Source organism: Ramlibacter albus, assembly GCF_014297445.1.
Lineage (GTDB): Bacteria > Pseudomonadota > Gammaproteobacteria > Burkholderiales > Burkholderiaceae_C > Ramlibacter > Ramlibacter albus.
In genome coordinates this window covers 326,785-339,867 of the sequence record NZ_JACORU010000002.1, presented here as the reverse complement: position 1 = coordinate 339,867, position 13,083 = coordinate 326,785, and the positions used below count along the sequence as shown (strand labels likewise).

Sequence of the window (13,083 nt, the reverse complement as noted above, 5' to 3'; positions counted from 1 at the left end):
CTACCGAGGCGCCGGCAGCTTCAGGTGCGCCGCCTTGCACACCGCGACGCAGTCCCGGATGTGCGACTCGCCGAGGTAGCGGATGGCGGTATAGCCGATCAGGGCCGACACCGCCTGCCCGGCGAGCGGCACGTATTTGGCGGCGGTCTTCGCCGTCATGCGCACGCCGATGGTCTGCGCCATCTTCACCACCATCTCGCGCGTGATGAACTTGCCGATCAGCATCGAGCCCACGACGCCGATCGCCTTCTGCACTTCTTCCTGCTTGCGCTTGGGCAGCCGGTCGAGCTGCTCCGGCGTCAGGCCGAATTCGGCGTTGATGGCGGGCATCAGCTTCGAGATTAGCGCGGCGTCCACCAGCCAGTCGAGGCCGGGGACCGGCACGGCACCGGCCGCCGCACCTGCCAGTGCGCGCCGGTTCAGCAGCTTGCGCGCGCGGCGGATCGCTTCGAGGAGGGCAGGGTCGTTGCCGGCGAGGGCGATCGCGCTTTCACGAGAAGGCATGGAATCTCCGAGCTGCGCCCTGCGATGTGCCGCCTTCGGGCGGCCGGGCGGCGGCTAGCCAATGTTATCCAACTCGTGCGTCAGCTCGAGCCAGCGTTCTTCGACTTTGTGCAGCTCTTCGGTAACGGACTGCAGGCGCTTGCCGGCTTCGGCGATCTTGCCGGCGTCGACCGTCGAGGACAGCGAAGTCTCCAGCGACGACTTCTCGCCTTCCAGCTTGTGCATCAGCGCTTCGGCCTGGTCCAGCTCGCGCCTGACCGTGCTCTTGCTGCGTCCGCCCTTCTTCACAACGGGGGCCACCGTAGGTGCAGGCGTGGGCTTCGGCGGCGCCGCTTCGTCGCGGATCCGCTTCGCCTCTTCCAGCAAGTACTGCTGGTAGTCGTCGAGGTCGCCGTCGAACGGCTTGACAGCACCGCGGCCCACCAGCCAGAACTCGTCGCAAACGGAGCGCAGCAGCGCGCGATCATGGCTCACGAGCATGACGGTGCCTTCGAACTCGTTGAGCGCCACGGCCAGTGCCTCACGTGTGGCGAGGTCGAGGTGGTTGGTCGGCTCGTCCAGCAGCAGCAGGTTGGGGCGCTGCCACACCAGCATGCACAGCACCAGGCGCGCCTTCTCGCCGCCGCTCATCGAGCCCACGGCCTGCTGCACCATGTCCCCGGTGAAGAGGAACTGGCCGAGCCAGTTGCGCAGGTCCTGCTCGCGGGCGGACTGGCCGAGGGCCGGGCCCAGCTCGCGGGCAAGCCGCGTGAGGTGCTCCAGCGGCGTGTCCTGCGGCCGCAGCACGTCCAGCTCCTGCTGCGCGAAATAGCCGATGGCCAGGCCCTTGCCTTCGGTGACGGTGCCGGCCAGCGGCGGCATCGTGCGTGCGATCGTCTTGACGAACGTCGACTTGCCTTGCCCGTTGGCGCCGAGGATGCCGATGCGCTGCCCCGCGAGAACGGTGCCGTTCACGTCGCGCAGGATCACCGCATCCTCGCCGTAGCCGAACGACGCATCGCTGATCGCCAGCATCGGGTTCGGCAGGTTCGCGGGCTCCTTGAACTCGAAGGTGAACTCCGCATCCGCCAGCACCGGCGCGATCTTCTCCATGCGCTCCAGCGCCTTGACGCGGCTTTGCGCCTGCTTGGCCTTGCTCGCCTTGGCCTTGAAGCGGTCGATGAACTTCTGCAGGTGGGCGATCTTCTCCTGCTGCTTCGCGAAAGTGGCGCTCTGCAGCGCGATCTGCTGCGCGCGCAGCGTCTCGAAGCCGCTGTAGTTGCTGCCGTAACGCGTGAGCTTCTGGTTCTCGATGTGCAGCGTGACCTTCGTCACCGCGTCGAGGAACTCGCGGTCGTGGCTGATGACGACCAGCGTGCCCTGGTAGCGCTTGAGCCACGCTTCGAGCCAGACCAGTGCGTCGAGGTCCAGGTGGTTCGTGGGCTCGTCCAGCAGCAGCAGGTCCGACGGCGACATCAGCGCGCGGGCGAGCTGGAGGCGCATGCGCCAGCCGCCGGAGAAGCTGTCGACGGGGTTGTCCAGCTCGTGCGGCTTGAAGCCGAGGCCGAGGATGAGCGACTGCGCGCGCGGTACGGCGTCGTGCTCGCCGGCATCGGCAAGGTCCGAGTGCGCGTGGGCGATGGCCATGCCGTCGCCGTCGGTCTCCGCGCGCGTGAGTTCCTCGCGCAGCGACATCAGCCGTGTGTCGCCCGCGAGCACGAAGTCGGTGGCCGACTCGCTCGTCTCGGGCATGTGCTGCTCGACCTGCGCGATCCGCCACTGCGCGGGCATCGTGAACTCGCCGCTGTCCTCGTGCAGTTGCCCCAGCAGCAATGCGAACAGCGTCGACTTGCCCGCACCGTTGCGGCCGACGAGGCCCACGCTTTCACCCGGGTTGATGGTGACGGAGACGCGATCCAGCAGCACCTTCGCGCCGCGGCGAAGGCTGACCTCTTTAAGGTTGATCACAGCTGCGCGAAAGCCTGCTTGAAATCGTCCAGCAGGTCCGCCTCCGCTTCGATACCCACCGACACGCGGATCAGCGACTCGGCGATGTCCATCGACTGGCGCTGCTCCTCGCCCATCTCCCAGAAGATGGTTCGGGCCACCGGCAGCGCGAGCGTGCGGTTGTCGCCGAGGTGGCTGGACTTGATGACCAGCTTGAGGCGGTTGAGCACGTCGAACGGGTCCGCCTTGGGTTCGAACGCCAGGAGCGAACCGAAGCCCTTGAACAGCTTGCCCGCACGCTCGTGCTGCGGGTGCGAGGCGAGGCCCGGGTAGTGCACGCGCGCCACCTTGGGCTCGGCTTCGAGCCAGCGCGCGAGTGCCAGCGCGTTCGAGCAGGCGCGCTCGACACGCAGCGTCATCGTCTCGGCGCCCGCGGCGATGCGGTGGCCATGCTCCGAGCTGAGCGTGCCGCCCAGATCGCGCAGGCCCTTCTTGCGGACCTGCAGCAGGCCCCACTTCGCCGCCGCGTCCTTCTTGTACGCGGGCAGGATGTTGGGGTACTTCGTCCAGTCGTACAGGCCCGTGTCGGAGATCGAGCCGCCGAGGGCGTTGCCGTGGCCGCAAATTGCCTTGGACAGCGAATGCACGATCAGCGATGCATGCACGTCCTTCGGCTTGAAGGTGGCGGGCGAGGTGAGGGTGCTGTCCACGACGTAGACGATGCCCAGGTCCTTGCACTGGCGGCCGATGGCGGCGAGGTCCGCGACTTGCGTTCGCGGGTTGGCGATGGTCTCGACGAACACCATGCGCGTGGTGGGGCGCAGCGCCGCGGCGATGTTGGCGGCATCGGTCGCATCGACCAGCGTGACTTCGCAGCCGAGCAGCTGCAGCGTCTTGAAATACGAAGCCGTGTTGCCGAAGAGGAACTGGCTGGCCACCACGTGGTCGCCGGCGCGCAGCAGCGCGAACATCGTCCCCGTGATCGCCGCCATGCCGGTCGCGAAGCACACCGTGCCCACGGCGTCTTCCATCATGGAGATCTTGGCTTCGAGTGCCTGCGTGGTGGGGTTGCCCTGGCGGCCGTACACATGGCCGGCCTTCTCGCCCTGGAACACGGCGGTGAGCTCTTCGGCCGTCTCGTAGCCGTAGCCGGTGGCGATGTGCAGCGGCTTGTGCGTGGCGCCGTGCTCGGGCGCGGCCAGGCGGTCGGCGTGGAGGATGCGGGTGGAGATGTCGTGTGGCATTACCTGCATTTTCGCAGGTTGTCCACAGTCACGAGCAGCACCTGGTCTTCACCCGCACTGGTCTCCAGCCAGACCACCTCCAGCTTCGGGAAGGCCCGCTCGAAATTCTCCCGCTCGTTGCCGATTTCCAGCACGAGCACGGCCTCGTCGCTCATCCGCGAAGGCGCATCGCGGAACAGCGAGCGGATGAAATCCATTCCGTCTTCGCCGCCGGCCAGCGCGAGCTGCGGCTCCGCCCGGTACTCGGCCGGCAGCTTGGCCATGCTCTGCGCATTGACGTAAGGCGGGTTGCACAGGATCAGGTCGTAGGGGCCCTTGAGCGACTGCAACCCGTCCGACAGCCGCAGCGAAATGCGCTCGCCCAGCCCGTGCCGGTCCACATTGATGCGCGCCACCTCCAGCGCCGGCTCGGAGATGTCGGCCGCCTCGACCTCCACCTCCGGATACGCCATCGCCGCCAGCACGGCAAGGCTGCCATTGCCCGTGCACAAGTCCAGCACCTTGCGCGTGCGGTCCGACAACCACGGGTCGATGCTGCCGTCGGCCAGCAGCTCCGCGATGAAGCTGCGCGGCACGATCGCACGCTCGTCCACGTAGAAGGGCACGCCCTGCAGCCAGGCCTCGTTCGTCAGGTACGCGGCGGGCTTCTTGGTCTCGATGCGGTGCGCGATGAGTCCTTCGACCAGTGACTGGTCCTGCGGCGACACCGCGCGGCGCGCATGCTCGTCGAGCGAATCGACCGGCAGGCCCAGCCGCCACAGCACCAGCCACGCGGCTTCGTCGAATGCGTTGGTGGTGCCGTGGCCGAAAGCCACGCCGGCGCGCTCCAGCCGCGCGGCGCAAACTTCCACCAGCGCACGGACCTTCATCCCAGCGCGTTCAGGTTCTCGAGCGTGCGGCGGTAGATGTTCTTCAGCGGCTCGATGTCCGCGACGCGCACGTGCTCGTCGATCTTGTGGATGCTCGCATTGACCGGCCCGAACTCGATCACCTGCGGGCAGATGCGCGAGATGAAGCGGCCGTCGCTGGTGCCGCCCGTTGTCGACAGCTCCGTCTCAACACCCGTCTCGCCGCGAATCGCCGCCTGCACGGCGCCCACGAGCTCGCCCGGCGTGGTGAGGAAGGGCTGCCCGCCCACCACCCACGCGAGGTCGTACTCCAGCTGGTGCCGGTTGAGGATGTCGTGCACGCGCTTTTGCAGCGATTCGGCCGTGCTCACGCTGGCGAACCGGAAGTTGAAGTCCACCACCACCGAGTTCGGGATGATGTTCGTCGCGCCCGTGCCGCCATGGATGTTGGACACCTGGAAGCTCGTGGGCGGGAAGAACTCGTTGCCCTTGTCCCACTCCGTCTTCGCGAGTTCATCCAGCGCGGGCATCGCCTGGTGGATGGGGTTGCGCGCGAGTTGCGGGTAGGCGATGTGGCCCTGGATGCCCTTGACGGTGAGCCTGCCCGAGAGGCTGCCGCGCCGGCCGTTCTTGATCATGTCGCCGAGCTTTTCCACGGACGTGGGCTCGCCGACGATGCACCAGTCGAGCTTTTCGCCGCGCTTCTGCAACTGCTCGCAGACGACCACAGTGCCGTCCACGGAGGGGCCTTCCTCGTCGCTCGTGACCAGCATCGCGATGGAAATCTTCGGTTGCGGGTTCGCCTGCAGGAATTCCTCGGCCGCCACGGTGAACGCGGCGATCGAGGTTTTCATGTCGGCGGCCCCGCGCCCGTAGAGCAAACCTTCGCGATGCGAAGGCGTGAAGGGGTCGCTCGACCATTGCTCCAGCGGACCGGTCGGCACCACGTCGGTGTGCCCCGCGAACACCAGCGTGCGCCCGGACGATCCGGCCCGCTTGGCCCACAGGTTGGTCACGCGGAAGCTCTCGGGCCCGCTCACGATCGTCTCGCACGCGAACCCCAGCGGCTGCAGCCGCGCCTTCAGGATGTCCTGGCAGCCGCCGTCGTCGGGCGTGACCGAGCGGCGCGAGATGAGGTGTTCGGTGAGGTGGAGGGCCCGGTTCAATGCTTCACATCCAGCGTGATCTCGGTGAACGTGGGCGTGTCGTCGGCCTCGTCCCCGTCCGTGGCCTCTTCGGTGGCCTTGCCGGCGGCGGCCGCGTCGTTCTGCAGGCGCCACTGCAGGTTGGTCGGCGAGTCGGCGTAGGCCAGGCCTTCCTTCTTGTCGACCACGCCGTCGATGATCAGCTTGGCGATGGCCATCTCGAAGGTCTGCGAGCCTTCGGCCATGGCCTTTTCCATCGCCTCCTTCACGCCGGAGAAGTCACCCTTCTCGATCAGCTCGGAGATCAGCTTGGTGTTGAGCATCACCTCCACCGCCGGCGCGCGGCCGCCGGTGACGGTGCGCAGCAGGCGCTGCGAGATGATGGACTTCAGCGCCGCGGCCAGGTCGCCCAGCATCGCCGGGCGCACTTCCACGGGGTAGAAGGACAGGATGCGGTTGAGCGCCTGGTAGCTGTTGTTGGCGTGCATGGTCGCCAGGCACAGGTGGCCGGACTGCGCGTAGGCGATGGCGGCGGACATGGTCTCGCGGTCGCGGATCTCGCCGATCAGGATGACGTCCGGCGCCTGGCGCAGCGCGTTCTTCAGCGCGATCTGCATCGCCTGCGTGTCGCTGCCCACCTCGCGCTGGTTCACCACGCACTTCTTGTTCTTGAAGATGAATTCGACGGGGTCCTCGATGGTGAGGATGTGGCCGGACACGCGCTCGTTGCGGTGGTCCATCATGGCCGCGAGCGTCGTGCTCTTGCCCGAGCCGGTGGAGCCCACCATCAGCACCAGGCCGCGCTTTTCCATGATGATGTCGCCCAGGATCATCGGCACGTTCAGTGAGCCGAGCGCCGGCACCTCGCCCTGGATGTAGCGGATGACCGCCGCCACCGTACCGCGCTGGTACATGGCGCTGAAGCGGAAGTTGCCGATGCCCTCGATGGCATAGGCCATGTTCAGCTCGCGCGACTCGTCCAGCTCCTCCATGCGTTTTTCGGGCAGCACTTCGGCGAGCAGCGCGCGCGTGGCTTCAGGCGGCAGCAGCTGGTTGTTGATCGGCAGGCACTGGCCGTTGATCTTGATGAGCGCCGGCGAATGGGCCGACAAATACACGTCCGAGGCCTTCTTCTCGGCCATCAGGCGCAGGATCCGTTCCATCGTGGACATGTCGCACCCCTCTTACAACAAATCGTTCAGTCCCGCAGCAGCTCGTTGAGGCTCACCTTGGCTCGCGTCGCGGCCGTCACCCGCTTGACGATCACCGCGCAGTACAGGCTGTGGCTGCCGTCGGCGGCAGGCAGGTTGCCGCTGACCACCACGGAGCCCGCCGGCACGCGGCCGTAGTGCACCTCGCCGGTCATTCTGTCGTAGATCTTCGTGCTTTGCCCGATGTAAACCCCCATGGAAATCACGGAGTTTTCCTCGACGATCACGCCTTCCACGATCTCCGAGCGGGCACCGATGAAGCAGTTGTCCTCGATGATCGTCGGGTTGGCCTGCAGCGGCTCCAGCACGCCGCCCAGGCCCACGCCGCCGGAGAGGTGCACGTTCTTGCCCACCTGCGCGCAGGAGCCCACGGTGGCCCAGGTGTCCACCATGGTGCCTTCGTCGACGTAGGCGCCGATGTTCACGTAGCTGGGCATCAGGATGGCGCCCCTGGCGATGAAGCTGCCGCGGCGCGCCACGGCGGGCGGCACCACGCGCACGCCGGTGGCGGCGAGTTCCTCCGGCGAGAGGTGCGCGAACTTCGTCGGCACCTTGTCGTAGAAGGCGAGGTCGCCCGCGCGCATCTCCACGTTGTCCTTCAGGCGGAAGGACAGCAGCACCGCCTTCTTGATCCACTGGTGCACCGTCCACTGGCCCACGGCTTCGCGCGTGGCGACGCGCAGGTGGCCGTTGTTCAGCTCGGCGATCACGTGCTCCACGGCGTCGGCCACTTCCTTCGGGGCGGACTTGGCGGAGATGTTGGCGCGGTCTTCCCACGCGGTGTCGATGATGCTCTGGAGCTGCTGGGTCATTGGGGGCGAACCTGGAATTGCGGGTTGGTTTGGACGAATTGCAAGATGCGATGCGCGGCTTCCAGGCACTCGGCCGTGTCGGCGACGAGCGCCATGCGCACACGGCCGGCGCCGGGGTTGGCCCCTTGCGCCTCGCGCGCAAGGTAGCTGCCCGGCAGCACGGTGACATTGTATTGAGCGTAGAGCTCCCGGGCGAATTCGGTGTCCGGGCCGCCCACGCCGGCCCACAGGTAGAACGCCGCGTCGGGCAGCTTCACGTCCAGCACCTGCGCGAGCAGCGGCGTGACTTCCGCGAATTTCTGCCGGTACATGTCGCGGTTGGCCGCCACGTGGGCCTCGTCCTCCCACGCCGCGATGCTGGCCGCCTGCACGGGGAGCGACATCGCGCTGCCGTGGTAGGTGCGATAGAGCAGGAATTTCTTCACCAGCTCGGCGTCGCCCGCGGCGAAGCCGGTGCGCATGCCGGGCACGTTGCTGCGCTTGGACAGGCTCGTGAACATCAGCATCTTGCGGAAGTCGCGGCGGCCCAGCTTGTGCGCCGCTTCGAGGCCCCCCAGCGGCGGCTCGTCGCGGAAGTAGATCTCGCTGTAGCACTCGTCGGACGCAATGACGAAGCCATGCCTGTTCTGCAGCTCGAAGAGCTTGCGCCACTCCGACAGCGGCATCACCGCGCCCGTGGGGTTGCCCGGCGAGCACACGAAGACGAGCTGCGTCTTCGCCCAGACGTCGGCGGGCACGCTGTCCCAGTCGATCGCGAAGTTGCGCGTGGGGTCGACGGGCGCGTAGTACGGGTCGGCACCCGAGAGCAGCGTGGCGCCTTCGTAGATTTGGTAGAAGGGGTTGGGGCAGACCACCACGGCCGGCTTCGACGGGTCCACCACCGTCTGCGCGAAAGCGAACAGCGCCTCGCGCGTGCCGTTGACCGGCAGCACCTGGGTGGCGGGGTCCACGGCGATGCCGTAACGGCGCTCCAGCCAGCCGGCGCAGGCGGAGCGCAGCTTGGGGTCGCCGACCGTCGATGGGTAAACCGACAAACCGCCGAGCGAACCGACGAGCGCGTCCTTGATGAAGCCTGGCGTGGGATGCCGCGGCTCGCCGATGCCCAGCGAGATGGGGCTGTATTGGGGGTTGGGGGTGACACCCGCGAAGAGTTGTCGCAGCCGCTCGAAAGGGTAGGGCTGCAGGCGGGCCAGCAGGGGATTCATTCCCGGGATTATCGCGAACGCCCGGGAACCGGGCTCTTCAGCAGGTGACTGAGTGGTGCGGCCTCTTGGCCGAACACCTCTTGTCCCGGTACCTGGAGATGCCATGAGATCCGAATCCAAGAAACCCGTTTCCTTCGAGCCAGCGACTTTCCACGTACGTCCCGGCCTGGACGCCGGCGACCGGGACACGAAGGAAACCGACCCCCTCGCGGGCCCCCGCGCAATCGAGCTTGACGCCGCCAGAAGAACCACGAAGCCGAGGGACGCGGCGAGGCCGACGGTATCGGCCCGGCGGCGCCCGCGATGTGAGCCGCGGCGCCCTTCCAAGGCCTGCTTGAAGGCCTGTTTGAAGTGCCTGGCAGCCATTGGTTGTGCCTGTGGCACAGCCTTCGCCGTCGAAGGCGGAATCTACTATGGCACCCGGTATGACCCTTACACCGACCTCGACGACACCCTGAACCAGTTGCTCCGGTGTGCGAGCGCCAAAACGGACGAGCACTTGACCGTCGTCTTCGGCTGCGGGCAGACGGATTTCACGACCCTGCCCGGTGCGGTCGAAGCCGTGACGCTGAACCCCCAGGGCGGCCCCACAGGGAAAAAGGTGGGCGTGCACCTCGAGACAGAGGCGGACGGCTTCGTGAAGTGGCAGGACGAGCGCAGTTGCTTCGCTACCGGACGCAAGGAAGTGGCCACGACTTCCAGCGGCCCGCTGACCGCCGTGACCGCGCATGACATGAACCCCCTCATCCACTCCCTGGCGCTCGATGGCGTGCGAGTGCATGCCCTGGACTTGCGCGACCCGAACGCCTCCACGCTGCTTCACGGCGACGACAACATCACCATCGTGCAGATGCAAGCTCTGCTGGCGTGGGCGCAAGAAAAGGATGGCGCGGTCAGCCTGCCGGGCACGGGCCGGGCATGGAACATCGTGCAGCTCTGGCCGCAGTTTGCCGGCGAGCGTGCTTCGGCTGCGCGCCCGCTGATCGGGCTGCTGCGCAATGCACCCAACGGCACCTCGTACCTGTTCATCGGGACCCGCGGAGACTCGGCGTCGCTCACCCAGCCCGTCGTCGACGGCCTGAGCGTCGAGCGCGAAAGCAAGGGGGACCTCGTCGGGCAACTGTGCCTCGAGGGCACCTGCAAGGGCGCCGTCGTGATCGCATCCCCGGCGATGGCCGGCCCTGTGGCGGAGTGCGTTGCCGAGCAGGCGGCCCAGGGGGTCGCACTGACGCGGAACATCGAGGTGTACACGAAAAAGGGCAGCGGCTGCGTGCCGGAGGGTGCTCATTGATTGGAGCACGGCAATGGACAAGCCAACATTCGGCCAGCAATGCATCGACTATTGCGACCGCGCGCGCAAGGCCTGCGCATCGGCCGGCGCCGAGCCCACGGCCCCGCTCGTCCTCGACCTCGTCTGGGCCGGCGTGGCGGCCCGGGCGTCGTGCTGGGGCGGCCGCGCGTGCCGGCACCTGGACGTGCGCTTCGACCTCGGCGCCATCACGGGCGAGGGCGTGGACGAGGATCTCGCCACGGCGAGCATGCTCACCGCCAATTGCGTGAGCTGGCAGGAGAAGGGCTCGCCGCTCTTCGCGCTGCACCCGGCGACCGGGCACGCCGTGCTGCGCTACACCTGGCCGCTGTTCGACCCCGACGCCGAGCCGCTCGCGGCCCTGGTCGAACGCGGGGTGCTGGCCGGGCTGCGCTGGCGCCAGGCCGTCGTGCCGCACGCGTTCAAGTGCGAGGAGTCGCAGCCATGACGATCGCATCCTTCTCGGCCCTGTGCGCCGACTTCTGCACGCTGGCCGATGGGGCCCCCGTGGCGCCCGTGGCTGGTGACGACGGCGTGCTCTCGTTCGATGTCGACTGGAAGGGCGTGCATGCGGCCGTCACTTACGACCCGCGCCGCGACAACCAGGAGGCCGTGGTGCGGGTCGAGCTTGGCGAGGTGGAGGGCCAAGCCACCGATGCACGCTCGATCATGCGCTCGCTCCTCGTCTCGAATTTCTTCCCGTGGCATGGCGATCATCGGCCGGTGTTCTGCCGAGACATGGCCACGGGTGCGGCCACGCTGATGTTCGGCTTCCCGATGCGCGAGTCCACTGCGGCTGGCCTCATGGCCGTCTTCGAGGAGGCGGTCGGCGTGGCGTTGCAGTGGCGCGAAGACAACTTCGGGGCGGCGACCGCCTGACCCGGTTGACGCCCCCTGCGCGCGGGCGTTCAATGGCGGCCATGCACGCTGCCGGGTGGCATTGGCTGGATGCGCGGTTTGCGCTGGGATGTGCGTTGCCCGCGCTCAGCCTGTTCAATGTGCTGGTGCGTCCTGGCCACGCCGCGATGGGCGCGTTCCTGATCTTTGCTTTCATCGCCATCGCCGAGGCGGTGTGGCCCGGGTTCAAGCGCTCGCCGGAACCCGTCGGGGAGCAGCACGGGCTCGTGTGGCTGCTGCGGCTGTATGTGCCATTGCAGCTCGCGCTGCTGGCCGCAGCGGTGCCCGCCGCGGCGCGCGCCGATTGGGGCGTCGTCTTCGGGCTGGCTTTCGCCGTGGGCTTCGTTACGGGCGCGCAGGGGATCACCTACGCCCACGAGCTCGGCCACAGCCGCAGCAAGGGGGACCGCGTGCTCGGCTGGGTGCTGATGACCACCGTGAACTATCCGCAGTTCATGGTCGAGCACTATCGTGGTCACCACGTGCGCGCGGCGACGCCTGCCGACCCGGCGACGGCGCGTCTCGGCGAGAGCCTGTGGCGCTTCCTGCCGCGCACGGTGGCGGGGAATTTCATGGGGGCTTGGCGGCTGGAGGCGGTGAGGCTGGCGCAGTTCAGGCGTGGGTGGGCGTCGAGCCCGATGGTGTGGGCGACCTCGGCGCAGATCGTCCTGCTTGCCATCGTCGCCGCCGTCGGTGGCTGGAAAGCGGTGGTGTTCTGGTTCGCGCAGTCGGCCTTTGCCGTGTGGTTGCTGGAAACGGTGAACTACATCGAGCACTACGGCCTCGTGCGCGCACCCGGCGAGCCCTTCGGGCCCCAGCACGCCTGGAACGCGGACCATGCGATCTCCAACTCGCTGCTCGCCAACCTGCAGCGCCACTCCGACCACCACATGCACGCCTGGAAGGCGTACCCAGCGCTGCAGGCGCTGCCCGATACGCCGCAGCTGCCCACCGGGTATGCGGGCTGCATCGTGCTGGCGGCGATACCGCCGTTGTGGTTCCGGCTGGTGCACCCGGCTACGGGCGCACGAGCGGGTTCGCCGCTGCGAGCGGATCCCCCTTGACCAGGCCCAGCAGCCGCATCAGCTCGATCGCGTTGTCCGGCGCGTGGCGCTTGTCGGTGTTGTCGAAATAGCAGTACACGTCGCGGGATTCGAGCTTCTCGGGCCGCTCCTTCGTGATCAGCCGCACGTCGCGCGCCTGCTGGCCCCGCGTCCAGCAGCGGATCAGGCGCGCCCAGCGCTCCAGCTCCTCGGTGGTGTAGCGGCTGTTGTAAAGCTCGGTGGAGCCGTGCAGGCGCATGTAGATGAAATCGGAGGTAACGTCCTCGAAGAGCGGCCACGGCTTCGGCGTGTCGGCAACCACCCACGCGACGCCGTACTTGCGGCACAGGCGGATGAAGTCCGCGTCGACGAAGGACTCGTGCCGAACCTCCACGCAGTGCCGCAGCTTGCGGTTGGCATCCGGCTGCAGGGACTCGCGGCCCTGCAGCCGCTCGTCGCGCTGCAGGGCGACTTTCGCCGCGGCCCGAGTGGTCTTCGGCAGGCGGGCGAAGAATTCCTCGAACAGGTCCGCGTTGAACCGCATCATCTGCGGGAACTGCCAGAGGAACGGCCCGAGCTTCGGCCCCAGCTCGAAGAGGCCCGACGCGAAGAAGTTGCCCATGGCCGCCTCGATGTTGCGCAGCTTGAGCATGTGCGTGATGTAGCGGCTGCCCTTGATGGCGAAGACGAAGCCCGGCGGCGTGTCCCGCGCCCACATCGCATAGCTCGATGGCCGCTGCAGCGAGTAGAACGAACCGTTCAACTCCAGCGAGCTGAAGACGCGGGAGGCGTACTGCAGTTCCTTCGCCTGCGCCAGCTTCGGCGGGTAGAAGTGCCCGCGCCATGGCGTGTAGCGCCACCCCGAGACACCGATGTGGATCCGACCGGGCATGAGGCCCAAGGTATCATCGCCGCCGGTGCGCCCGCTGTAGGTCGGGC

Annotated in this window: 13 protein-coding genes; 4 read left to right on the top strand and 9 right to left on the bottom strand. The window is 67.6% G+C overall.

Features of this window, described 5'->3' with window-relative positions:
* From H8R02_RS08375 to dapC, 8 genes are read right to left on the bottom strand one after another with little or no spacing between them, the layout of a single operon-like run.
* On the bottom strand, positions 1 to 504 hold the full coding sequence (locus tag H8R02_RS08375) for a hypothetical protein (RefSeq protein WP_187080932.1): 504 nt from the start codon (positions 502 to 504) through the stop codon (positions 1 to 3).
* A 54-nt stretch (positions 505 to 558) separates the two neighbouring features.
* On the bottom strand, positions 559 to 2,451 hold the full coding sequence (locus tag H8R02_RS08370) for an ABC-F family ATP-binding cassette domain-containing protein (RefSeq protein WP_187080931.1): 1,893 nt from the start codon (positions 2,449 to 2,451) through the stop codon (positions 559 to 561).
* Complete coding sequence (locus H8R02_RS08365; RefSeq protein ID WP_255429229.1) at positions 2,448 to 3,674, bottom strand: cystathionine gamma-synthase family protein; 1,227 nt, start codon at positions 3,672 to 3,674, stop codon at positions 2,448 to 2,450. Before H8R02_RS08365 ends, H8R02_RS08370 begins: the two co-directional genes overlap by 4 nt.
* The gene (prmB, locus tag H8R02_RS08360; RefSeq protein WP_187080929.1) at positions 3,674 to 4,543 is read right to left on the bottom strand and encodes a 50S ribosomal protein L3 N(5)-glutamine methyltransferase; all 870 of its coding nucleotides are present in this window, start codon (positions 4,541 to 4,543) and stop codon (positions 3,674 to 3,676) included. Before prmB ends, H8R02_RS08365 begins: the two co-directional genes overlap by 1 nt.
* Positions 4,540 to 5,688, bottom strand: a complete 1,149-nt coding sequence (dapE, locus tag H8R02_RS08355; protein WP_187080928.1) for a succinyl-diaminopimelate desuccinylase — start codon at positions 5,686 to 5,688, stop codon at positions 4,540 to 4,542. Before dapE ends, prmB begins: the two co-directional genes overlap by 4 nt.
* Positions 5,685 to 6,839, bottom strand: a complete 1,155-nt coding sequence (locus H8R02_RS08350; protein WP_187080927.1) for a PilT/PilU family type 4a pilus ATPase — start codon at positions 6,837 to 6,839, stop codon at positions 5,685 to 5,687. The genes dapE and H8R02_RS08350 overlap by 4 nt, the downstream gene beginning before the upstream one ends.
* A 26-nt stretch (positions 6,840 to 6,865) precedes the next feature.
* On the bottom strand, positions 6,866 to 7,690 hold the full coding sequence (dapD, locus tag H8R02_RS08345) for a 2,3,4,5-tetrahydropyridine-2,6-dicarboxylate N-succinyltransferase (RefSeq protein ID WP_187080926.1): 825 nt from the start codon (positions 7,688 to 7,690) through the stop codon (positions 6,866 to 6,868).
* On the bottom strand, positions 7,687 to 8,895 hold the full coding sequence (gene dapC, locus H8R02_RS08340) for a succinyldiaminopimelate transaminase (protein ID WP_187080925.1): 1,209 nt from the start codon (positions 8,893 to 8,895) through the stop codon (positions 7,687 to 7,689). Before dapC ends, dapD begins: the two co-directional genes overlap by 4 nt.
* A gap of 334 nt (positions 8,896 to 9,229) precedes the next feature.
* Here dapC and H8R02_RS08335 point away from each other — a divergent pair, with 334 nt between their 5' ends.
* The 4 genes from H8R02_RS08335 to H8R02_RS08320 are packed head-to-tail and all read left to right on the top strand — an operon-like array spanning position 9,230 to position 12,165.
* Positions 9,230 to 10,186, top strand: coding sequence for a hypothetical protein (locus H8R02_RS08335; RefSeq protein ID WP_187080924.1), 957 nt, complete (start codon positions 9,230 to 9,232; stop codon positions 10,184 to 10,186).
* Positions 10,187 to 10,199: 13 nt separating this feature from the next.
* Positions 10,200 to 10,652, top strand: a complete 453-nt coding sequence (locus tag H8R02_RS08330; protein ID WP_187080923.1) for a CesT family type III secretion system chaperone — start codon at positions 10,200 to 10,202, stop codon at positions 10,650 to 10,652.
* Positions 10,649 to 11,083: a CesT family type III secretion system chaperone gene (locus H8R02_RS08325; protein WP_187080922.1), complete on the top strand. Its 435-nt coding sequence runs from the start codon at positions 10,649 to 10,651 to the stop codon at positions 11,081 to 11,083. The genes H8R02_RS08330 and H8R02_RS08325 overlap by 4 nt, the downstream gene beginning before the upstream one ends.
* 41 nt (positions 11,084 to 11,124) lie before the next feature.
* Positions 11,125 to 12,165 carry an alkane 1-monooxygenase gene (locus H8R02_RS08320; protein ID WP_187080921.1) on the top strand — a complete coding sequence of 347 codons (1,041 nt, stop codon included), beginning with the start codon at positions 11,125 to 11,127 and terminating at the stop codon, positions 12,163 to 12,165.
* Here the strand turns inward: H8R02_RS08320 and H8R02_RS08315 are convergent.
* Positions 12,119 to 13,036, bottom strand: coding sequence for a DUF72 domain-containing protein (locus tag H8R02_RS08315; RefSeq protein ID WP_187080920.1), 918 nt, complete (start codon positions 13,034 to 13,036; stop codon positions 12,119 to 12,121). The genes H8R02_RS08320 and H8R02_RS08315 overlap by 47 nt on opposite strands.
* Positions 13,037 to 13,083: the final 47 nt, after the last annotated feature.